Source organism: Pseudomonas mucidolens (genome assembly GCF_900106045.1).
In the GTDB taxonomy this organism is placed as follows: Bacteria; Pseudomonadota; Gammaproteobacteria; order Pseudomonadales; family Pseudomonadaceae; genus Aquipseudomonas; species Aquipseudomonas mucidolens.
Map to the genome: position 1 here is coordinate 5,031,758 of NZ_LT629802.1, position 20,019 is coordinate 5,051,776.

21 protein-coding genes and 1 pseudogene are annotated in these 20,019 nt (G+C 61.0%); 5 read left to right on the forward strand and 17 right to left on the reverse strand.

Annotation, left to right across the window (positions count from 1 at the left end; translation table 11 throughout):
- Nucleotides 1-169 precede the first annotated feature (169 nt).
- Both BLU75_RS23095 and BLU75_RS23100 read left to right on the forward strand, forming a co-directional pair.
- On the forward strand, nt 170-1,444 hold the full coding sequence (locus BLU75_RS23095; RefSeq protein ID WP_084378313.1) for a HipA domain-containing protein: 1,275 nt from the start codon (nt 170-172) through the stop codon (nt 1,442-1,444).
- Entirely contained in the window at nt 1,441-1,719 is a 279-nt protein-coding gene (locus BLU75_RS23100) for a helix-turn-helix domain-containing protein (RefSeq protein WP_084378312.1), read from the forward strand. The genes BLU75_RS23095 and BLU75_RS23100 overlap by 4 nt, the downstream gene beginning before the upstream one ends.
- Before the next feature lie 3 nt (nt 1,720-1,722).
- Here BLU75_RS23100 and BLU75_RS23105 read toward each other — a convergent pair whose 3' ends face one another.
- The gene (locus tag BLU75_RS23105; RefSeq protein ID WP_084378311.1) at nt 1,723-2,556 is read right to left on the reverse strand and encodes an amino acid ABC transporter permease; all 834 of its coding nucleotides are present in this window, start codon (nt 2,554-2,556) and stop codon (nt 1,723-1,725) included.
- Nucleotides 2,553-3,374: an ABC transporter substrate-binding protein gene (locus BLU75_RS23110; RefSeq protein WP_084378310.1), complete on the reverse strand. Its 822-nt coding sequence runs from the start codon at nt 3,372-3,374 to the stop codon at nt 2,553-2,555. Before BLU75_RS23110 ends, BLU75_RS23105 begins: the two co-directional genes overlap by 4 nt.
- Before the next feature lie 111 nt (nt 3,375-3,485).
- On the opposite strand from BLU75_RS23110, the gene BLU75_RS23115 reads away from it, so the two are divergent.
- Nucleotides 3,486-4,391 carry a homocysteine S-methyltransferase family protein gene (locus tag BLU75_RS23115; protein ID WP_084378309.1) on the forward strand — a complete coding sequence of 302 codons (906 nt, stop codon included), beginning with the start codon at nt 3,486-3,488 and terminating at the stop codon, nt 4,389-4,391.
- Nucleotides 4,392-4,513: 122 nt separating this feature from the next.
- Here BLU75_RS23115 and BLU75_RS23120 read toward each other — a convergent pair whose 3' ends face one another.
- The 3 genes from BLU75_RS23120 to BLU75_RS23130 are packed head-to-tail and all read right to left on the reverse strand — an operon-like array spanning nt 4,514 to nt 6,274.
- Nucleotides 4,514-5,185, reverse strand: coding sequence for a GNAT family N-acetyltransferase (locus BLU75_RS23120; protein ID WP_084378308.1), 672 nt, complete (start codon nt 5,183-5,185; stop codon nt 4,514-4,516).
- 10 nt (nt 5,186-5,195) lie between these two features.
- Nucleotides 5,196-5,642 carry a GNAT family N-acetyltransferase gene (locus BLU75_RS23125; RefSeq protein WP_084378307.1) on the reverse strand — a complete coding sequence of 149 codons (447 nt, stop codon included), beginning with the start codon at nt 5,640-5,642 and terminating at the stop codon, nt 5,196-5,198.
- Nucleotides 5,639-6,274 (reverse strand): FMN-binding negative transcriptional regulator, encoded by a 636-nt coding sequence (locus tag BLU75_RS23130; RefSeq protein WP_084378306.1) that lies wholly within the window; start codon nt 6,272-6,274, stop codon nt 5,639-5,641. Before BLU75_RS23130 ends, BLU75_RS23125 begins: the two co-directional genes overlap by 4 nt.
- 103 nt (nt 6,275-6,377) lie before the next feature.
- Here BLU75_RS23130 and pdxR point away from each other — a divergent pair, with 103 nt between their 5' ends.
- Nucleotides 6,378-7,928 (forward strand): MocR-like pyridoxine biosynthesis transcription factor PdxR, encoded by a 1,551-nt coding sequence (gene pdxR / locus BLU75_RS23135; RefSeq protein WP_084378305.1) that lies wholly within the window; start codon nt 6,378-6,380, stop codon nt 7,926-7,928.
- Between the two features lie 9 nt (nt 7,929-7,937).
- Here the strand turns inward: pdxR and BLU75_RS23140 are convergent, their stop codons facing one another.
- From BLU75_RS23140 to BLU75_RS23160, 5 genes are all read right to left on the reverse strand, one after another.
- A complete protein-coding gene (locus tag BLU75_RS23140; protein WP_084378304.1) occupies nt 7,938-9,029 on the reverse strand; it encodes a polyamine ABC transporter substrate-binding protein in 1,092 nt (363 codons plus the stop codon).
- Nucleotides 9,026-10,063: a histone deacetylase family protein gene (locus BLU75_RS23145; protein ID WP_084378303.1), complete on the reverse strand. Its 1,038-nt coding sequence runs from the start codon at nt 10,061-10,063 to the stop codon at nt 9,026-9,028. The genes BLU75_RS23140 and BLU75_RS23145 overlap by 4 nt, the downstream gene beginning before the upstream one ends.
- A 166-nt stretch (nt 10,064-10,229) precedes the next feature.
- Nucleotides 10,230-11,222, reverse strand: a complete 993-nt coding sequence (locus BLU75_RS23150) for an AraC family transcriptional regulator (RefSeq protein WP_084378302.1) — start codon at nt 11,220-11,222, stop codon at nt 10,230-10,232.
- Nucleotides 11,223-11,272: 50 nt separating this feature from the next.
- Entirely contained in the window at nt 11,273-12,259 is a 987-nt protein-coding gene (locus tag BLU75_RS23155) for an asparaginase (RefSeq protein WP_084378301.1), read from the reverse strand.
- A gap of 72 nt (nt 12,260-12,331) precedes the next feature.
- Nucleotides 12,332-13,783, reverse strand: a complete 1,452-nt coding sequence (locus BLU75_RS23160; protein ID WP_084378300.1) for an alanine/glycine:cation symporter family protein — start codon at nt 13,781-13,783, stop codon at nt 12,332-12,334.
- A gap of 286 nt (nt 13,784-14,069) precedes the next feature.
- On the opposite strand from BLU75_RS23160, the pseudogene BLU75_RS28020 reads away from it, so the two are divergent.
- Nucleotides 14,070-14,183: pseudogene (locus tag BLU75_RS28020) on the forward strand (outer membrane lipoprotein carrier protein LolA); the annotation flags it as partial.
- A 12-nt stretch (nt 14,184-14,195) separates the two neighbouring features.
- On the opposite strand, the gene BLU75_RS23165 reads toward BLU75_RS28020, so the two are convergent.
- From BLU75_RS23165 to BLU75_RS23195, 7 genes are all read right to left on the reverse strand, one after another.
- Nucleotides 14,196-15,425, reverse strand: a complete 1,230-nt coding sequence (locus BLU75_RS23165; RefSeq protein WP_084378299.1) for a hypothetical protein — start codon at nt 15,423-15,425, stop codon at nt 14,196-14,198.
- A gap of 467 nt (nt 15,426-15,892) precedes the next feature.
- Nucleotides 15,893-16,846 (reverse strand): PDR/VanB family oxidoreductase, encoded by a 954-nt coding sequence (locus tag BLU75_RS23170; protein ID WP_084378298.1) that lies wholly within the window; start codon nt 16,844-16,846, stop codon nt 15,893-15,895.
- On the reverse strand, nt 16,839-17,270 hold the full coding sequence (locus BLU75_RS23175; protein ID WP_084378297.1) for a RidA family protein: 432 nt from the start codon (nt 17,268-17,270) through the stop codon (nt 16,839-16,841). The genes BLU75_RS23170 and BLU75_RS23175 overlap by 8 nt, the downstream gene beginning before the upstream one ends.
- Nucleotides 17,267-18,301 (reverse strand): aromatic ring-hydroxylating oxygenase subunit alpha, encoded by a 1,035-nt coding sequence (locus BLU75_RS23180; RefSeq protein WP_084378296.1) that lies wholly within the window; start codon nt 18,299-18,301, stop codon nt 17,267-17,269. Before BLU75_RS23180 ends, BLU75_RS23175 begins: the two co-directional genes overlap by 4 nt.
- A 21-nt stretch (nt 18,302-18,322) precedes the next feature.
- On the reverse strand, nt 18,323-18,550 hold the full coding sequence (locus BLU75_RS23185) for a recombinase-like helix-turn-helix domain-containing protein (protein ID WP_084378295.1): 228 nt from the start codon (nt 18,548-18,550) through the stop codon (nt 18,323-18,325).
- 1 nt (nt 18,551) lies between these two features.
- Entirely contained in the window at nt 18,552-18,869 is a 318-nt protein-coding gene (locus BLU75_RS23190; protein WP_084378294.1) for a hypothetical protein, read from the reverse strand.
- Nucleotides 18,870-18,871: 2 nt separating this feature from the next.
- Nucleotides 18,872-20,014: an FAD-dependent monooxygenase gene (locus tag BLU75_RS23195; protein ID WP_084378293.1), complete on the reverse strand. Its 1,143-nt coding sequence runs from the start codon at nt 20,012-20,014 to the stop codon at nt 18,872-18,874.
- Nucleotides 20,015-20,019 lie beyond the last annotated feature (5 nt).

The window sequence follows — 20,019 nt, forward strand, 5'->3', positions numbered from 1 at the left end:
AAGGGTGTGGTTGCATTTTAATGCGTCTATAACCCAACCAAGTTGATATTTATGCACTATATTGCAAGTAAGAAGGCCTATTTTGACCCGTGGGTGCATTAAATTGCAGATTGATTCGTCTTTCAAATTGACAGTACAGGTATTTGAAGCGGGGCGATGGCAGGACGCCATGCTCCTGACGTTTGTCGACCTGCAGAACGGGTTTGCCGGCCCGTGCCGATTCGGCTACGAGTCGGCGTACTTGACTGAACATCTCGATCACATTGATACGCTGTTCGCGCCAGCGGTCAGCGTCAGGGTTCGGCCCATCTGGGGGCAAGAGGCGCATACACATGCGCCGGCCTTCCTGTACGACATTGCGCCAGCGGGGGCCGCCAAGCGCTTTCTTTTGGGGCTCATGGGGCAGGCAAAACCCGAGGGCATGAGCACCGACCTGTTCCTGTTGGCGCATAGCACCCCCGCGCCCATTGGCCATATGCGTATCAAAGAATCGGTTCGGGTTGAGGAGAACCGGCCCGCGATCGGATTTTCACGCAAAGACGTGGTTGACCGCGATAACCGATTCCTTGAATACGCTTATGAGCAAGGCGCCGCCATTGGCGGGGCGACGGGGGCAGGAGGCGAGGCCCCGAAGTTGTTGCTGACGCAAAGTCATGATGGGCTGTTGTACCCGGATGCGGTGGTGGATGATGCTCAGGTCAGCCAGCACTGGTTTATCAAGTTCGCCCGCCATCGGGCCTTGCAACGGGATCAGGACATCCTTAGAAGTGAATACCACTACTACAAGGCTTTACAGGCGCTCGGCATCGAGACGGTTGCCATTGACGGACTCGCGCTGGAGGAGGCCAGCCGACCCAGCTTGTGGATGCACCGTTTCGATCGCAAGGTAGGTGCTCAAGGGGTTGAGCGTTTACCGGTCGAGTCGCTTTATTCGGCGGCAGGCGTCATCGCGCCGGGCAGCAGCATGGATCACATGCGAGTGGTGCAGATGCTGGTGAATTTATGGCGGTCGGCGGGCCAAGAGGCGCAAGTGGCTGATCTGGTGGCGGACTATTTACGGCGCGACTTGCTGAACAAGATCCTTGGCAACTCCGACAACCATGGACGTAACACCTCAATCATCCGGGAGCATGACCGCCTGCGTCTGGCGCCGATTTACGATTTGGCGCCCATGGTGATGGACGATGAAGGCATCACCCGCACAACTAAATGGCCCAGTCCACTGGAGGTGGCGGGTGATATCGATTGGCGTGGCGTCTGCGACGCGCTCTCCCCGCTGGTTGATCCTGAGAAGACGTTTGAGGGGCTGCGTCAGGACGCTGAGCGACTGCGGGCTCTGCCGGACATTTTGCTGACGGGCGGTCTACCGGAGGTGACGTGGCGTCATCCGCGGATCGCCCTGCGACATCTGGATCAACGCTTGACCGATTGGGGGCTCAGATGAGTATTTCGATAGAGCAGCGTGCACAGTTGATCGAGCACATCGAACAACGGTTGGCTGACGGCTCGCTTGAGTTGGGCGATGCCGTGCGGCGCTTGCGCGTTGAGGTCACGGGATTGCACCAGAGCCAGTTCGCCCGAATGTGTAAAATCTCTGTGCGCACCCTCGTGCATATCGAGCACGGTGAGGGTAACCAAACGCTGAAATCGATGAACGCGGTGCTTCGGCCTTTCGGTTTGCAGATGGGTGTGGTCAAGGCTCGACGCCCCATGTATTGAGCTTCACCCTCGCCGCACATACCCCTTGCCGTAATGCCGTTCCATGCGCGCCTGGATCAGTTCCAGGCCGAGGGACATGATCCAGTAAATGATCGCGGCCGTTGTGAGCATTTCGATGTAGCGGTAGCTCGAGCGGCCGTAGGATTGCGCCAGGAACATCACCTCCCAGACACCCATCACCGAGATCAGGGACGAGTCCTTGAGCATTGAGATGAATTGGTTGGTCGCCGGCGGAATGATGGTGCGCATGGCCTGGGGCAGGGTGACGTGCCAGAAGATCGCACGGTCACGCATGCCCAGGGCCAACGCAGCTTCCCGTTGGCCGTGAGGGACGCCGAGGATGCCGGCGCGGAAGATTTCGCTCAGGTAAGCCCCGTAGTTCAACGACAGGGCGATCACCCCGGCGGTGATGGCGCCGGGTACCAGGCCCAATTGCGGCAGGCCGAGGTAGATCAGCAGGATCTGGATCAGCAACGGCGTGCCGCGAAAGAACGAGGCGTAGAAACTGGTGATGCCGAACGCCACGGCACTCTTCGACAAGCGGCCCAGCGCGGTGATAAAGCCCAGTACCGACGACGTCGCAATCGAACACAGACACAGGAACAGCGTCAGCGCCGCGCCTTGCAGGAAACCGTTGGGCGCCAGGTGCAGGCCCACCAGGTTGGGCAACTTGTCGAGAATGATCGAGAACTTCAGGTCAAAGCTCAGGAAGAAACTGGCGAACAGGGCAAACAGCGCGGCCCAGGTCAGATACAGGCGCGTGCGAAAGCCCAACAGCCGCTGCAGCGCGGTCTTGATCACCGGCGGCCTGGAAGAAGGAGGCTGGAACGCAGTCATTGGCTGATATCGGCGCCGATCCATTTCTGCGACAGCTGACTCAAGGTGCCGTCCTGTTTGAGCTGCGCAAAGACGTCACGCACCTTGCTGTTCCACTCGGCGTCGCCTTTTTCGATGGCCACCGAATTGGGCTCCGAGTACAGCGGTTCGCCGACAAGCTTGAAGCGCTGGTCCTGGCTCAGGCGCGGCTGGGCGGTCACCAGATTGGTGAGGATCGCGTCCAAACGTACGCCGGCACCCAGGCCCAGGTCCTGGAAGGCCACGTTGTCGGTGTCGTACGGCGCGATCTGTACGTTTTCGAAGGGGTACTGAAGTCGGGTGTCTTCGGCGCCTTCAATCACCAGGTTTTTGTTCAGGTAGCTCTCATAGCTGGAGGCGCTGGTGAGGCCGACTTTCTTGTCGCTCAGGTCCTTTGCGCCGTGGATGCGATCGTCCTTGGCATTGACCACGATCACCGCCGGCGAGGCGTAGTACTCCACCGGGAAATCAAAGACTTGCGCGCGGGCCTTGCTCGGGGTCATGGAGCAGATGCAAATATCGTAGCGACCGCTCCAGCGGCCCGCCGCGATCACGTCCCAGGATGGGGTTTCCAGACGCAGTTTCACGCCGAGCTTTTGCGCCACCGCCTTGGCCACGTCGACGTCGAAGCCGTCGAGCTGGTTCTGCTCGTTGAGAAACGAGAACGGTGGGTAGCTTTCCATCAACACGCCGACCAGTTCTTTGTTTTGCTCGATGCGCTCCAGGGTGGCACCGCCAAAGGCTTGGGTAGAGGAGGCCAGAATCGTCAGGCCCAGGGCCAGCAGCGGTTTAAGTTTCACAATTGACACCTGAAAAAAAGAAGTTGTTATTCACCGAGTGGTACGCATTAAATAGTTATAAGAACGACTCTCATAGTGAGTTATTTTCATAAGCTTATGAGTAAAAAGCATATGGGCTCAGCAAACACAGTAATTCTCGATGGCGGCATGGGCCGTGAACTGCAACGTCGCGGTGCGCCATTCCGGCAGCCGGAATGGTCGGCTCTGGCCTTGAGCGAAGCCCCGCAGGCGGTGGAAGCGGTGCATGCGGCTTATATCCAGAGTGGCGCCAACGTGATTACCAGCAACAGTTACGCGGTGGTGCCGTTTCATATCGGTGAAGCGCGGTTTGCGGCCGAAGGCCAAGCCCTGGCGGCGTTGGCGGGTGAGTTGGCGCGACGCGCGGTGGAGGCTTCAGGCAAGGCTGTGCGCGTGGCCGGTTCGCTACCGCCGCTGTTTGGCTCTTACCGTCCCGACCTGTTTGAAGCGCAGCGCGTTTCGCAATTGCTGACGCCGCTGGTGCGGGGGCTGGCGCCACATGTCGATGTGTGGCTGGCGGAAACCCAGAGTTCGATCGTCGAAGCGCGGGCGATTCATGCCGGTTTGCCCCAGGACGGCAAGCCGTTCTGGCTGTCGTTCACCTTGAAAGATGAAGACACCGACGAAGTGCCGCGCTTGCGTTCCGGTGAGCCTGTGGCGGACGCAGCGGAGGCGGCGGCGCAGTTGGGTGTGCAGGTGCTGCTGTTCAATTGCAGCCAGCCGGAAGTGATCGGCGCGGCGATCGACGCTGCGCGCCAAACCTTCGAGCGGCTGGGCGTGACGATTCACATCGGCGCCTACGCCAACGCCTTCCCGCCGCAGCCTAAGGAAGCCACGGCCAACGACGGCCTGGACCCGCTGCGCGAAGACCTTGACCCGCCGGGCTACCTGCACTGGGCGGCCGATTGGCAGGCGCGCGGTGCCAGCCATTTAGGTGGCTGCTGCGGGATCGGGCCGGAGCATATTGCGCTGTTGGCGCAGAGTCTTCGCGGCGCCTAGAAAAGCGGGCGCCTCTGCCTGTAGGAGCGAGCTTGCTCGCGAAGGTGGTGGACGATAACGCGGGCCCGCGGGTTAAACGCGGCGCTTTCGCGAGCACGCTCGCTCCTACAATGGATGGGGTGTCAGGCCCGGCATTGCGCCAGGCTTCTCACCTGTCGGTCGCCGTGCTGATTTTCCGCTGACAACCACGCCTCGAACCCTGCCTCGATCACCGGCCACTCCGAGTCGATAATCGAGTACCACGCGGTATCGCGGTTTTGGCCCTTGACCACCATGTGCTGGCGAAACACCCCTTCAACGCTGAACCCCAACCGCTCGGCGGCGTATCTGGAGCGGGCGTTGGCGTTGTTGCACTTCCATTCCAGGCGACGGTAGCCTTGTTCGAAAGCGTATTTGGCCAGCAGGTAAATGGCTTCTGTGCTTTTCGGTGAACGCTGCATCGGCGCACCGAAGGTGACGTGGCCGATCTCGATACGGCCCTGTGCCGGGACGATCGACATCAGGCTGAGAATGCCCTGCACCTCACCACTGGCGCGATCGATAACGCTGAAAAAATACGGGTCGCTGTGGGCCGCGTGATTGTTCAACCACGCGTCGAAAGCGGCGCGCTCGGAAAACGGGCCATAGGGCAAATAGTCCCACAGCTTGGGATCGGCGCCCGGGCCTTCGAGGGCTTGCCACAAGCCGTCGCCGTGGCGGAACGGGTCGAGTTTTTCGAGGCGGATGAAGCGCCCTTCAATCAGTTGCACGGTGGGCGCCGGGACGCCTTTCCAATCTGCCAGCGATGTCGACATGCGGTGCTCCTTAAAGACCTTTGCGAAACTGGATCAAGCCAGGTCGTTCGGCAATGCGTTCGTAGAGTTGAATGGCGGTGGCGTTGCTTTCGTGGGTCAACCAATGGACTTTGCAGCAACCGTCGGCCTTAGCAGTGGCGTAGACAAATTCGATCAGTTGGCGGCCGATACCGGTGCCTCGTTGGTCCTGACCCACAAACAGGTCTTGCAGGTAGCAGGAACGCTCGATGCTCCAGTTGGAGCGGTGATAGATGAAATTGACCATGCCCACCGCTTTACCGTCCTGCCAGGCCAGGGCCGAGTGAGTGGGCTCGCTGGCGTCGAGCATCCGCTGCCAGGTGCTGGCGCTGACGGCATCGGGCAGTTCGGTGTTGTAAAAGCGCAGGTACGCCTGCCACAAGGGCAGCCAGGCAGCGTGGTCGGCGGCGGTTACCGGACGAATGTCGATCGGGTTCATGCGGGCTCCTTGGGAATCAGGTGCGCGAGGATCTGGTCGCGTACGTCGGGACTGGCGGCCAGCCCTTCGCGCACGCCGGCGATGTCTGCTGCGCTACGGTTCTGGCTCAGTTTGCGCTTGCCCTCCAAGCGCTTGATCGGCAGGGCAAAGCCGACAATCGCCTTGAGCATGCCTTCAATGTAGTCGGCCGGGGCGTCGCTGACGGCCCATGGTTGGGCGCGCTCGGTTTCGTGACGCTGGGTCAGGGCGCTGACCAGCTCAAGCAGGCGCTCGGCGTCGGTAAACACCTCGGCCTGGCCGTAAGCGTGGACCGCGAGATAGTTCCAGGTTGGCACCACTTTGCCGTGTTCAGCTTTGGCCGGGTAAAACGCCGGGCTGATATACGCCTCGGCGCCAGCAAAAATCACCAGCGCCTCGCCGCCGTTTTGCAAGTCCTGCCATTGGTGATTGGCCTTGGCCATGTGGCCGTAAAGCGTGCCGTTGGGGCCTTCATCGGGGTTGAGCAACAGCGGCAAGTGGCTGGCTTGCAGGCCTTGCTCGCCAAAGGTCACTAATTGCGCCAGGCGCGTGTGCTGGATCAATTGCTGGATCTGGGGCAAATCGTCGAAGGCAAAAGCGCGGGGTGTGTACATAAATATTTTCCTTGGCGAATGCCTGCATCCTAGGCAGGCTAATGGTTCGTTGTAAGAGCCATCTTTGCTCCATTTCATGGGTCCAATTACCGGAGTGTTCGCCATGCCGTCAGCGCCGCCGCTGTCGTTCAACCCCGCTGGAATCGAGCTGGATCGGCGCCTGGGGCTGACGCGCCAGTTGTATCAGGCATTGCGCCAACGGGTGTTGGACGGGCGCTTGGTCGGTGGCACGCGGTTGCCGGCGAGTCGGGATTTGGCGACGGCCTTGTCGATCTCTCGCAACAGTGTGGTCAGGGCCTACGATCAGCTCTACGCCGAAGGCTTCATCGAAGGCCGGGTCGGCGACGGCACTTACGTCGCGCAGTTGCCGACAACCGAAGGCGCTGCAAAAAAACTATCCACAAAACCATCCACAGGGTTTTCAACAGGCTTATCCCCAGCCTTATCCACAGATCGACTGAATTTGCCGGATGATTCGAGCCGAAAAGTTATTCACAGCCCGGCCTTGGATCGCTTGCAAGGTAATCATTTACCACTGCCACCTGCCGGGCCGCCACGGGCTTTTCGGGTCGGTGTACCGGCCTTCGATCTGTTCCCGTTTGACGTTTGGGCCAAGCTGAATGCGGCTTTCTGGCGCAAGCCGGATCTGCAACAGCTGTGTTATGGCCACCCGGCGGGTGATGAGCGTTTGCGGGGATTGATCGCTGCCTATCTGCGCAGCTCGCGGGGCCTGCAGTGCACGGCTGAACAAATAGTGATCACCAGCGGCGCACAGCAGGCAATCAGCCTTTGTGCACAGTTGCTGGTGGCGCCTGGAGACCGTGTGGCAATTGAAGATCCGGGCTATCGGGCGGCCGGGCATGCGTTCGCAATTGCCGGCGCAAGCCTCCACGGCGTGGCCGTGGACAGTGAAGGCATCGACTGCGCTGCCCTCAATGCGCTCAAGGAGTGCCGGCTGGTTTATGTCACGCCGTCGCATCAATACCCGACAGGCGTGGTCATGAGCCTGGCCCGGCGCCTGGAGTTGCTGGCCTGGGCCGAACGCAGCGACGGTTGGATCATCGAGGATGACTACGACGGCGAGTACCGTTACAGCGGCGCGCCCCTGGCGCCTTTGGCGGCGCTGGACCGCAGTGGTCGGGTGGTGTACATCGGCACGTTTGGCAAGGTGGCCTTTCCCGCGCTACGCCTCGGTTACCTGGTATTGCCGCCGGGATATGTGGAAGCATTCACCCGGCGCCGCGCCGTGGATGTTCGGCATTCGGAGGTCAGCACCCAGGCGGTGATGGCGGAATTTATGGCCGCCGGGCATTTCCAGCGCCACATCCGGCGCATGCGCCGTGCCGCGTTGAGTCGGCGCAATGCCTTGCTGGCCGGCTGGCCCGCGAATGTACCCGGCGTGGGCTGCGTGCCCAGCGTCGCGGCGGGGTTGCACCTCACGGTACGCGTGGACAGCCTGGCCCGTGAGCAGGAATTGCTGGCCCAGGCCCGGGCGACGCAGGTCGAGGTCACGGGGTTGAGTAGCTATTGGCTAGCGGATTCCAGCACCCCGCCGGATCAGCGTGCCGGCCTGGTGCTGGGGTTTGCGGCGGTGCCGGAAGTCGCCATCGCCGAGGCATTGCTACGTTTGCGCACGGCGTGGCTGGCGCGATAACCCGCGCTTTCAGGTTCCGGACTTGATCTTGGTCCAGGCGCGGGTGCGGAAACGCTCGACCTTGGCGTCCAAGGGTTTCAAGGTATACAGCGTGGTCATCGCCGCTGCGGTCGGGTACAGGTTGGGATTGTTGCGGATCGCGGGGGCAACCTGTTCGGTTGCGTCCTTGTTGGGGTTGGGATAACCGACGAAATCACTGATCGGCGCAATGACGCTCGGTTGCAGCAAATAATTGATGAAGGTATAGGCGGCCTGCGGGTTCTTGGCGCCCTTGGGAATGGCGAGCATGTCGAACCAGATCGGCGCGCCTTCCCTGGGCAGGCGCATGTCCACGGTCACGCCGTTCCTGGCTTCCTTGGCGCGGTTGGCGGCTTGGGAGAAGCTGCCGGAATAACCGACGGCGACGCAGATGTCGCCGTTGGCGATGTCGGCCATGTACTTGGAGGAATGGAAGTAGGTGATGTACGGACGGATCTTCATCAGCAGCGCTTCGGCCTTGAGGTAATCCTTTGGGTTGTTGCTGTTGGGATCCAGGCCTAGGTGTTGCAGGGCCAGCGGCAGCATTTCGGACGGTGAGTCCAGCAGGGTGACCCCGCATTGCTTGAGCTTGCTGATGTTCTCTTGCTTGAAGATCAGGTCCCAGCTGTCCACCGGCGCGTCGGCACCCAGCGCGGCCTTGACCTTTTCCGGGTTGAAGCCGATGAGGATGGTGCCGTACATGTAGGGCACAGCGAACTTGTTCTCTGGATCGTTGGCTTCGATCAACTGCATCAGCTTGGGATCAAGGTGATGCCAGTTCGGTAACTGGCTGCGGTCCAGGGGCTGGAATACGCCGGCCTCGATCTGCTTGGCGAGGAACACATTCGACGGCACCACGACGTCATAGCCGGAGTTGCCCGTCAGTAGCTTGGCTTCCAGGGCTTCATTGGTGTCGAAAATATCGTAGACCAGTTTGATCGCGGGGTTTTGCGTCTTGAAGTCATCCAGCGCCTTGGGCGTGATGTAGTCGAACCAGTTGTAGACTCGCAAAGTATTCTCTTCAGCGTGTGCGATGCCAGTCACGAGGGCGGCACACAGGACCAGCGATTTGAGCCTGTTCATCGGCTTGACTCCTGTTCGAAGCCTTCGAGGACGTTGACGGCATTGATGCCGATTTCTTCCACGGCATAACCGCCTTCCATGACGAACAGCGTGGGCTTGCCAAGTTGCGCGATACGTTGGCCCATCATCAGGTAATCCGGGCTGTCGAGCTTGAACTGCGAGATCGGATCCTCCTTGAACGTATCCACACCGAGAGAGACCACGATGACCTCGGCGCCGTAACGCTCGATTTCGTTGCAGGCGTCCTCCAGTGCTGCACTCCAACGGCTCCAGTCGGTGCCGGCCGGCAGCGGATAGTTGAAGTTGAAACCTTCTCCCGCGTCCTCGCCCCGCTCATCGGCATAGCCCAGGAAGAACGGAAACTCAGCCTCCGGATGCCCGTGGATCGAGGTAAACAGCACGTCGCTGCGCGCATAAAAGATCGATTGCGTGCCGTTGCCGTGGTGATAGTCGACGTCCAGGATCGCGACCTGTTTATGGCCCTGGTCGAGAAAGGCCTGCGCGGCGATGGCGGCGTTGTTGAGGTAGCAGTAACCGCCCATCAGGTCGCTGGCGGCATGATGTCCCGGCGGTCGACACAGCGCGAAGGCACTGTGTGCGCCCTGTTGGATCGCCTGCTGGGCGGTCAATGCGACCTGGGCGGCGCTATAGGCGGCTTGCCAGGTACCGGCGGTGATAGGCGCGCCGCCGTCGAAGCTGTAGTAGCCCAATTGGCCGTGCAGGCTGGTGGGCAAGACCCGACGCAGGGTCCGGGCCGGCCAGGTGTAGGGCAGCAGGTCGCCCTGCTGGTTGAAGGCGGTCCAGCGTTGCCAGGCACCTTTGAAGAAGTCCAGGTAAGCGCGGCTGTGGATACGTTGCAGCGGCGCGAGACCAAAATCTTGAGGCGCATGTACCGGACCCAGTCCGCACTCCTTCACGCGTTGCAACACATGGTCGGCGCGGGAGGGCATTTCAAAACACGGCATCAGTTGCCCGTCCATCAATTCGCAACGGCCGTGGTGCAGGTGGTGATCGTCCGAGTAGATCGTCAGCATTTGTTGTTCTCCGCAGGCGGTATCGGTATCTGCAGTCTTGCGGTGGAGCCGCGGTATGAGAACGGCAGGAGCGGCCAAAAGGGGATAAATACGGCCAAATTATCTGTCCATAATTCGCCCTATCGGTGAACGGGCTGGCTTGCGACAGCCTCAACACAGTGCAGGCTCAAGTGCGAAACGCGCTCGGTGCAACACCGCTCCAGCGCACAAATGCATGGCGGAAGCTGGCCGTTTCGCTGAAGCCCAATTGCTCGGCGATACGGTAGATCGGCAGTTGACCTTCCCCCAGCAACTGCTTGGCACGTTCAAAGCGCAGCTCGTCGAGCAGTTCCTGGTAGCTGCAACCCAGATCACGCAGGTGACGGCGCAGGGTGCGGGCCGAACAGTTCATCTGTTCGGCCAGGCCTTCAATGCCGGGTGCGGCGCTGAGCTGGGCCGCGAGCAATTGCCGGATTCTGCCCAGCCAGGCCTGACGCCCGGTGAACTCCAGGTTCTGCTTGCGGCAGCGTTCGGCCATGGTCTGGTGGGTGATGGCATCGGCCAGGGGCAGCGGCTGATCCATCCAGCGTTTGTCGAAGGCAAAGGCGTTGTTGCCAGCCTCGAAGTGCAGCGGGCAGTCGAAGCGTTCCGCATACCGCGCACGATAATCCGGGGCGGGGTATTCAAAACGCGCGCCCAGCAACGGCAGCGGCTGGCCGAGCAGGTCGTCACAGATGACTTTCAGCGAGGCCAGGCACAGCTCGACGTTGAATATCGCCATGGCCGGCATTTCCCGGTAATCGCTGGCGCTGAACCAGATGCGCTCGCCGTCTTCTTGCAGGCGCAGCGCGAAAAGTGTTCCCAGCAGCGCCGGATAGCGCAACGCCAGGCGCAAGGCGTCACCAAAGGTGGCACTGGTGAGCAGCGCATAACCGAGCATGCCGTAGGACGAAACGTGCATCTGCCGGCCGAGGTCCAGGCCGATATCCCCTCGCAACGCCACGGCATTGGCGCAGACGCGCATTTCCTGATTGGTGGTGATGCGGGCGTCGGGACGGCTCAAGTCCGCCGTGCAGATACCGCTGCCGGCGAGCAGGTCTTCAGGCGGCAGGCCTTCGCCCTTGAAGGTATTGAGCACCAGGGAGACGGCGTTGAGGGTGGTGAGGTGGGAGTGCAGCATGGAATCTTCCAGCCAGGGGATGGCTGGAAGAAGAGCAAGTTACATGCCGCTCAGCGCAGCTCGCCGCACAGGTCCAACTCGACCAGGCGGCGGACTTCGCGGGTGTCGAGCCCGGCACCGAGCAACGCATTGAGTTTGCCGAATGCCGCCTCACGGGTCATTCCACCACCGGACAACACGCCCACGCCGCGTAAGCGGCTGCCGGCTTCGTAGACGTCCAGGTCCACGCCACCTTCATGGCATTGGGTGAGGGCGACGACGACGACGCCCTGATCCTGTGCGCGCTGAAGGCTGGCGAGGAACTCGGGGTTGTCGCTCGGCCCGGTGCCGCTGCCGAAGCACTCCAACACCAATGCCTGGATGCCGCTGTTGACCATTGCGTCCAGTTGCGCCGCGCCAATGCCCGGCACCAGTGGCAAGACGCCGACGTTCGCCACTGCCTTGGCGTGACGAAAGCCCAGTGTCTGCGGGATCGAATCGGCCTTGGCGACCCCGCCGGTGCGTTGCAACGCGGCAAACGGATGCCGGCCAAAGCTGCGAATCTTTGCGCAACGGGTTGGCGCCATCAGTGCGCCGTGAAAGTACAGGTGCACACCCGCCGCGAGGCCTTCGCCCAACGCTACCAGCGCACCGCTGACATTTTCCCAGGCATCGCTGTCCGGCACGCCGGCGGGCAACATGGAGCCGGTGAACAGCACCGGCGCGGACAGCCCCAACAGCTGGAAGCTCATGGCCGCCGCACTGTAGGCCAAGGTGTCGGTGCCATGCAGAATCAGCACGCCGTCGCAACCGTCGTCCACCGCTTCGATCACGGCCACGCGCAAACGCTGCCAGTAATCCGGGGTCATGTTGGCGCTGTCGATCAGCGGCGCCATTTCCCGGAAGCGCCATGCGGGTACAGTGAGTTGGGGTTGTCCGGCGAGGTACTCGCTCATCCGGGCTTCGAACCCCGAGGCCGGGGCCAGGCCATTGGCACTGGCCTGCATGCCGATGGTGCCACCGGTGTAGAGCACCATGATGTTATTTGCTGGGGCCATCGAACCTTCTCCTGAATGAAAAACACCGCGTGCCCCAGAGCATGCCCAAGGCCACACGGTGTGTCACGGCTCTTAGCGTTGCGTTTGAGCGTTCGATTCAGCAGCGGCCGTGGCGACAGACCCAGTGGTTGCCGGGTTGGCCGGCCAGGCCTTGAGATCCAGGTCCAGATCGGGGAACTGGCTGGAATCGAATACCGGCGTCTTGATCCCCGCGGCGCGCTGGCCGTCGTAGTCACGCAGGATACGCATGGCGATCTTGAACAGGAACGCCAGGGCGAACAGGTTGACGAATGCCAGCAGGGTCATGGTGATGTCGGCGAACGCGAACACCGTGCTCAGGTTTTCGACCGAGCCCCAGAAAATCAACACCAATACCAGCGTGCGGTAACCAATCAGCATCTTGCGGTTGTTGCCGAGCAAAAAGCGCAGGTTACTCTCGCCGAGGTAGTAGTTGTACATGATCGAGGTGAACACGAATAACGCCAGGGCCACCGAGATGAACATCCGGCCCCAGTCGCCGACCACGGCCGCCAGCGAGTTCTGGGTCAGGGCAATGCCGTCGCCTTCGAAACCGGGGGTGTAAAAACCCGACAGCAGGATCAGCAGCGCGGTGCAGGTGCAGATGATGAAGGTGTCGAGGAACACGCTGAACGCCTGGACCACGCCTTGGGCGACCGGGTGTTCGACCGAGGCCACGGCGGCGACGTTGGGCGCGCTGCCCAGGCCCGCTTCGTTGGCGAATACGCCGCGCTTGACGCCCATGATAATCGCGCTGCCGAGCAGGCCACCGAAGGCCTGGTCGAGGCCGAAGGCGCTCTTGACGATGGTCATCAACATGCCCGGCACCTGATCGAATTGCAGCACGATCACGTAGAGGGTCACGGCGATGTAGACCAGGGTCTTGACCGGCACCAGTAGGTCGGCGATCGAGGCGATGCGCTTGATCCCGCCGATGAACACCAGGCCCAGCAATGCCACCAGCGCCAGGCCGGTGTAGGTGGTATCGAAGCCGAAGGCATTATTGAGCGAGTGCGTCACCGCGTGAGCTTGTAGACCGTTGAAGGCAAAGCCGAATGTCACCAGCAGTAGGAATGCCATCACCATCCCCAGCCAACGCTTGTGCAAGCCGTGCTGGATGTAATAGGCCGGGCCACCCCGGTAGGTGCCTTCGGCGTCAGTGCGTTTGTAGAGTTGGCCGAGGGAGCACTCGATAAAGCTTGAGGACATGCCCACCAAGGCAGTCACCCACATCCAGAACACCGCGCCCGGTCCACCGAGCGTCACGGCAATGCCGACGCCCGCGATGTTACCGGCCCCGACGCGCCCGGCCAGGCTGAGCATCAGCGCCTGGAATGAGCTGAGTTGACCGGCGCTGCTTTTCAGACTGTCGCGAAATACCGCGAACATATGAAAGAAGTGACGAAATTGAACGAAGCGCGAGCGGATCGTGAAGTAACCACCGAGCCCGACAATGAGCCCGATCAGTACTTTTCCTGAGAGGAAGTCGTTGATGACTTCAAGCATGGAGTATTCCTCGCTATTTTTTCTAAAGGCAGAAGCCGGTCGGTTCGACACATCGAGTTACACACTATCGTGCAGGCAGCACAATAGGTGGATCGGGTGCTCGTCCCGGTTCCAATTCGCGGGTTGTTATTAGTTCGGCGTTCGCATGACTCGGGTCTCGTTACCGACGACAGTGCATGCGAAGAGGGGCGGCACTATACCTATGTGTGCGCCAACCGTCTGCAACCGGCGCAATTGCCCGAGGAATGGTCGGTGGGAAAAGCGCGGCTCGATTCCCGCTGACGATCTGGAATGTATCCCTGTAGGAGCGAGCTTGCTCGCGAAGGTCGCTAACGATAACGCGGGAAATCTGGCACCCCGAGGTGCTCTTGAATTTCTCGCGAGCAAGCTCGCTCCTACACGGGGTAAAACCTTAGAAGTAGTAACCAATATTGACGTTGGTGCGGTAGTACCACTCGTTGCTGCCCACCGAGCTGGTATTGGTAAACCCGCTGCCATTCTCCGCACCACCGTAGGGGTTGGCGTTGCGGGCCCAGGTCAGGTCGACCCAAGCCATGATCGGCATGGCCAGGAACTGCGCGCCGACGGTGTACATCTGCGAGTCGTCCCAGCCGCTTTTGTCTTTCATCATTCGGCTGTAATCGCTGTACAGCTTGATCTTCTTCAACTGCCCAAGCCGGGGCGTGTAGATGTCGTAGCCGACGTTCAGCGACGCGAGACTGGCCTTGGAGGCGATCAGGTACGCGGGAGTCAGGCCATTGCCACCCATCAACACCGAATCCTTGCTGACACCGGCCGGGTTTTGCGGGTCGTATTCGTAGCGGATGGCTTGGGTGGTGACGGTCCACAAACCTTTGCTGATGATTGCATGCACGCCTGCGGCCCAGTAGTCGCCATCGTCCTTGGTGGTGGCGTTGTAGAGCTGGGCGGTGGCCAGCGAAGCCCCAATCTCGGTTTTCCAGCCATCGTTGTTGAAGGTGCGCGCTACCCGAGCGTTGAATTGGTTGTGCTTCTCGTTGTCCTGGCGCGATTGGGTGAAGGCAATCGCATTGTCATCCAGATCGGCGTAGCGCCCGACTTCCGGCGAATAGCGAATGTCGCTGGGCAACATGCGCGGGAAGAAGCCTAGCTGCACGTCCCAATCCTGATCCTTGTAACTGTATTTGAGGCCGGTACCGGCACTTGAGCCATAACCCATGAAAAACGGTAAGTGGTAGCTCCAGCCGAATTGCGGGTAAGGCTCCAGGCCGAAGGGCTTGAATGGTGCCCCCAGTTGCAGGTTGGAGTTGGCGTTGAGCCGATAGCCGATGAACCCACGGTCGATGGAGCGCTTGCCGTCGTCCTGGAACCAGTAGCCGATATCGCTGTAGAGGTTCTTGTAAGTGGCCTGCACATCCAGGCGAAAGGTGTCGAAGAGAAACCGCCCGTTGTTCTCGGTGGTGTCCCAATGCTCGTCGCGATAGTTGGTACGCAATGCACCGCCGATATCCAGGCTGCTGTTGCCGTCATCACTGCGCCAGGCAATGTGCGGGAAAGGTTTTTTGGCTGCATTGGCGCGTACCGGTTCGGATGGAATCGGTTCGACGGCGAAACTGGTGAAACTGGCAAACATCAATCCTGCACATACGATACGACGCGTCATGTTGACCTCACCTTGTGATACTCGGCTTTACCGGGTGATCGGCAACACTCGTCCGCTTGCCTGATCAGGCAACTGTGGCGGGAGCGGGTGGTGCCGGGTTTAAGTGTTGGCGCTTATTGTTTTATCGGCGAAACGCCGTTTGATCTGTGGATACACAAGGGGTAGAGCAGGAACTGTGCCAGGCAGAATGTTTGCCGGAAATTTACATAAAGTTGATTAAATACAATTGTTTATATGGGAAACAACACAGCTTGTATAACTCATGAAACAGAGAGGAAGGTGGGTAACAAAATTGCCCGCGATAGGTGCGTCTTTATTGCACATTGCCAATGAGATGGGCACGCCGATGTAATGTAGGAGCGAGCTTGCTCGCGAAAACGTCAACGATAACGCGGGTTATCTTGGATAACCGCGTTGCGCTCAGGTTCTTCGCGAGCAAGCTCGCTCCTACAGAAGGGGGCAGTGGTTTAGAGATCCAACACCAAACGCCGGCTCTTGCAGCCGGAGACGCAGACCATCATGGATTTATTGGCCGCGCGCTCGGCCTTGGTCAACACGCCGTCGCGGTGATCAATGTCACCTTCCACCACCGGTGTTTCGCAGGAGCCGCAAACGCCTTCGCGGCAACTGTGCTCGATGTCGCAACCGGCCTCGAGCAACACATCCAGCAGGCTCAGGCCGGGCTCCACCGACAAGGTTCTGCCGGTTTTTTTCAGCTCCACGCTGTAGCTGCGTTGCGCGTCTGCGCTGGGTGGCAGTTCGGCGGCAGCAAAACGTTCGATGTGAGCATGAGGATATCCCAGGCGTTCACAGGTGCCCTCGAAAGCGTCGAGCATCGGCGTCGGGCCGCAGCAATAGAAATGCGTATCCAGCGGTTGCCCCGCGAGGTAAATGGCGAGGTCCGGCGGCACGCCTTTTTCGTCGTTGAAGTGGTAAACCACCCTGGCGTCGAGCCCGCTCAGCTCTTCCACCAGCGCCGCTTCCTGGCGTGAGCGGGCGCAGTAGATCAATTCGGCGGATTTTCCCTGTGCCAGCAACTGACGGAACATACAATAGATCGGCGTGATACCGATGCCACCCGCCACCAGCACGCTGTGGCTGGCGCTGACGTCCAGGGCAAAGTTGTTGCGTGGCGCCGAGATCGACAAGGGCATGCCGACCCGCAGTTGGCTGTGTACATATTCCGAGCCGCCGCGGCTGTTGCGGTCGCGCAGGATGCCGACCACATACCGCCCTTGGTCACTCGGCGAGTTGAGCAACGAGTAACTACGCACCAGGCCGTTGGCCAAATGCAGGTCGATGTGCGAACCGGCGTCGAACGGCGTGAATACGGTATCGCCCAACGGTCTGAGTTCGACGCTGATAATGCCTTCGGCTTCGTAGCGCAGGGTGTGGACGCGGGCGTTGAGGAGCTTAGACATCGTTCACCTCTGTGACAGTACGCAGGTCGACATCGAGCCGGGCACTGGCTTCGATTTCGACCCGTAGTTCGGGAAATACCAGCGCGCTGACTGCCACCAGGGTGGAGGTCGGAAACAGCGCCTGCCCGGCGAAAAAATCACGTCGGGCGCGGCTCACGTGTTCCTTGTCAGCGATGTCGGTGAGGTACACCGTCAGCCGGAAGATATTGCCGACATGGCCGCCGGCAGCCTCCACCAATGCCTGGATCTTGCCCAGTACCACCAGGGTCTGGGCGTAGCAGTCCAACGTCGTTTCGCGTGAAGCCGGGTGCGCGGTCATGCCCGACATCACCACCTCGCGGCCGATCAACAGAGCGTTCGACCAAGTGGCAGCGCCAGGCTCGAGCACGGCAGGGCAATCAACCCGCTGAACGGCCGGGCTCATGGCAGTTGCTTCGCGTCGATCAGTTCGAGCTGGGCCTTGGCAGCGTTTTTCAAATAGCGCCGCAGCCGCACCACGCCCAAGTCATGCTGGTAAAGATTTTCCCGCTGGTTGGCGTCCGGCTCCATGAACTCCAGCAACACCCGGTCCTGTTCCAGCACTGCCCAGTGGCGCGCTTCGAGGCGGTTCTTGTAGAGGAAGCGCCAGGTGTCGCGCTGCCAGCCGGTCAGCGGGCGGCAACGCCAGTGGAACACCGCCGCCAGCGCGCGGCTGCTCGGGGTGTAGCTGCCGATGATGGTGAAGTTGCCACCGGGGCCACCGGTTTTCGGATAAGGGATTTCCAGGCGCAGCCAATGGCAACCGTTGTCCATGAACTCGGTCCAGTCGAAGTTCACGCCGCGCTGGCCTTCTTTCTCGAAGAAGAAACCATTGTCGGTGTCGCGGGTGACGAACTTGGCGGTGGCTTCGCCTTCGCTCATCGAGTGCGACATCTTGTGCAGGTAGGTGCCGTGCATGGGGTCCATGACATTGTCGAGCACGTAGCGGTAGTCGCCTTTCCACTCGGTGTAGCAGACAAAACTGCTCCACTCAGGCGACGTCAGTTGCTCCGGCAGTACCAGCTCCGGCGGAGTCTGCAGATGCGGGTCGGTGGCGTTGAACACAAAGATCGCGCCTGCGGCCTCGCGGGTGTGGAACATTCGCGTGGGGCGGCTGCCTTCAAGCTTGCAACCGGGGCTGCCGGGCACCTTGGTCACGGTGCCGTCGCAGCGCACTTCGATGCCGTGATAAGGGCATTGCAGGCGATCGCCCAGCACCGGGCCCTGGGACAGTGGTGCGCCACGGTGAGGGCAATGGTCTTCGAGGGCGTGGACGCGGCCATCGTTGTCGCGCCACAGGGCAATCTTGTAGCCCAGGCGGCGCACCGATACCGGTTTTTCGCTCAGCAGGTCCGACGGTAATACCGGGAACCAGAGGTCTTTGAGGCCATTGGCCAGATGGTTTTCAACAGGGTCGACGGTCAGTTGCATGGTCATGTTTTTATTCCTTCTGCCGGGTCATTCGCCCAGCCGGGCCATCAGGGTTTCATAGGCATCTGCAGTCCACTCGCCGCTGGTCAGCGGGCAGGGCGGGCCGGCCAGGTTGAGGTGGGCAAGCAGCGCGGGCAACTCGGTCACGCCGTTGCCGAAAGCGCGCTCGATGGAGTCGCCCAGCAACTCCTCGAACTGCGTGTTGGGGCGTTTGCGCGCCTGATGGGGCTCCAGGAATCGTTCGGTAGTGCTCATCTCATTGACCTCCGTTGCGTACCCGTTCGCGGATCGTTTCGCGCACCGGGACAAAGTCGTATGTAGGGAAAACCTCAGTGCTGAATACGCCCCAGGCCGAGCGTTCCAGCTCGACGTTGAGGCTCGGCAGCAGGCTGGGCGGCAAGCGCAGGGTGACGATCTGGCCCAGGCCCATGGCCACGGTCCACGACACCAGCTCGACGCCTTGGGGTGGAAAACGCTCCCACCAGTCCTGCTGCTTCATGTGGCGCTGAATGTCGTCCAGGTTCTTCGATTGGTCGTGCTTGAGCAGCACGGTCACCAGCAATGTCTCGCTCATGTTCAGGCTGCGCTCTCGGTGGGCACCGCCCAGGCGTCATAGCCGTAGACCCAGTCGGCGTTGCCGCCGTCCTTGAGCCACTGGTTGCCCCGCGAGCCGATCTGGATCTGGCTGGTACGCGCCAGCCGCGCCTGCTGGTAAGCCTGCAACGCATCGGCGACCTGGGCTGGGCTGTCGAGGTCTTGCAGGTAGCGGCCGAGCACCACCGCGTCTTCGATGGCCTGGCCGGCGCCCTGTGCCATGAACGGCATCATCGGGTGGCAGGCATCGCCCAACAGGGTGATGGCGCCCTTGGACCAGAACGGCAGTGGGTCGCGCTCATACAGCGCGGTCTTGAGTACATCGCTGCAAGCCTCCAGCAGCGCACGGGCGTCTGGGTGGAACGCCTGGTAATGGCTGCGCAGTTCATCGGCATCCCCGGCGCTGGTCCAGGACTCTTCGTGCCAGCTGTCCTGGGCCGTGGTGGCGAAGATGAAAATGTCCTTGCCCTGATTCAGCGGGAACGTGACGATCTGGCTCTGCGGGTTGGGGCCCCACCATTTGGTGAATGCCTGGATATTTGGCACGTGCGCCACGCGCTCGGCCGGCACCACCGCACGGTATGCCACCACCCCGGTAAAGCGTGGGTGCTCTTCGCCAAACAGCGCATTGCGCACTACCGAGTGGATACCGTCGGCACCGATCAGCACGTCACAGCGGTGCTGGTCGCCATCCTTGAAATGCAACGTGATGCCGTCATCGGTTTGCTCGACCCGTTCGGCGCGCTTGGCGAACTGTACCTGCGCAAGCGGGAACACCTCGGCCAGTGCCGCCAGCAAGTCGGCGCGGTGAATCGTCAGTTGCGGTGCGCCGTATTTCTGTTCGGCGGCGTCGGACATCGCCAGGCGCGAGGTTTCTTCACCGCTGTCCCACATCCGGCTGATGCGGTGGGTCGGGCGGGCGGCGGGAATCCGTACCGCCGCGCCGATGCCAAGGCCGTCCAGCGCACGCACCGCATTGGGGGTGAGGTTGATGTCGGCACCGACCCGCAAAAAGGCTTTCGACTGCTCGAACACGGTGACCTGGTGACCGGCACGGTGCAGCGCGATAGCGGCGGTGAGGCCGCCGATACCGGCACCGGCGATGGCAATGTTCAGGGAAGACATGGACG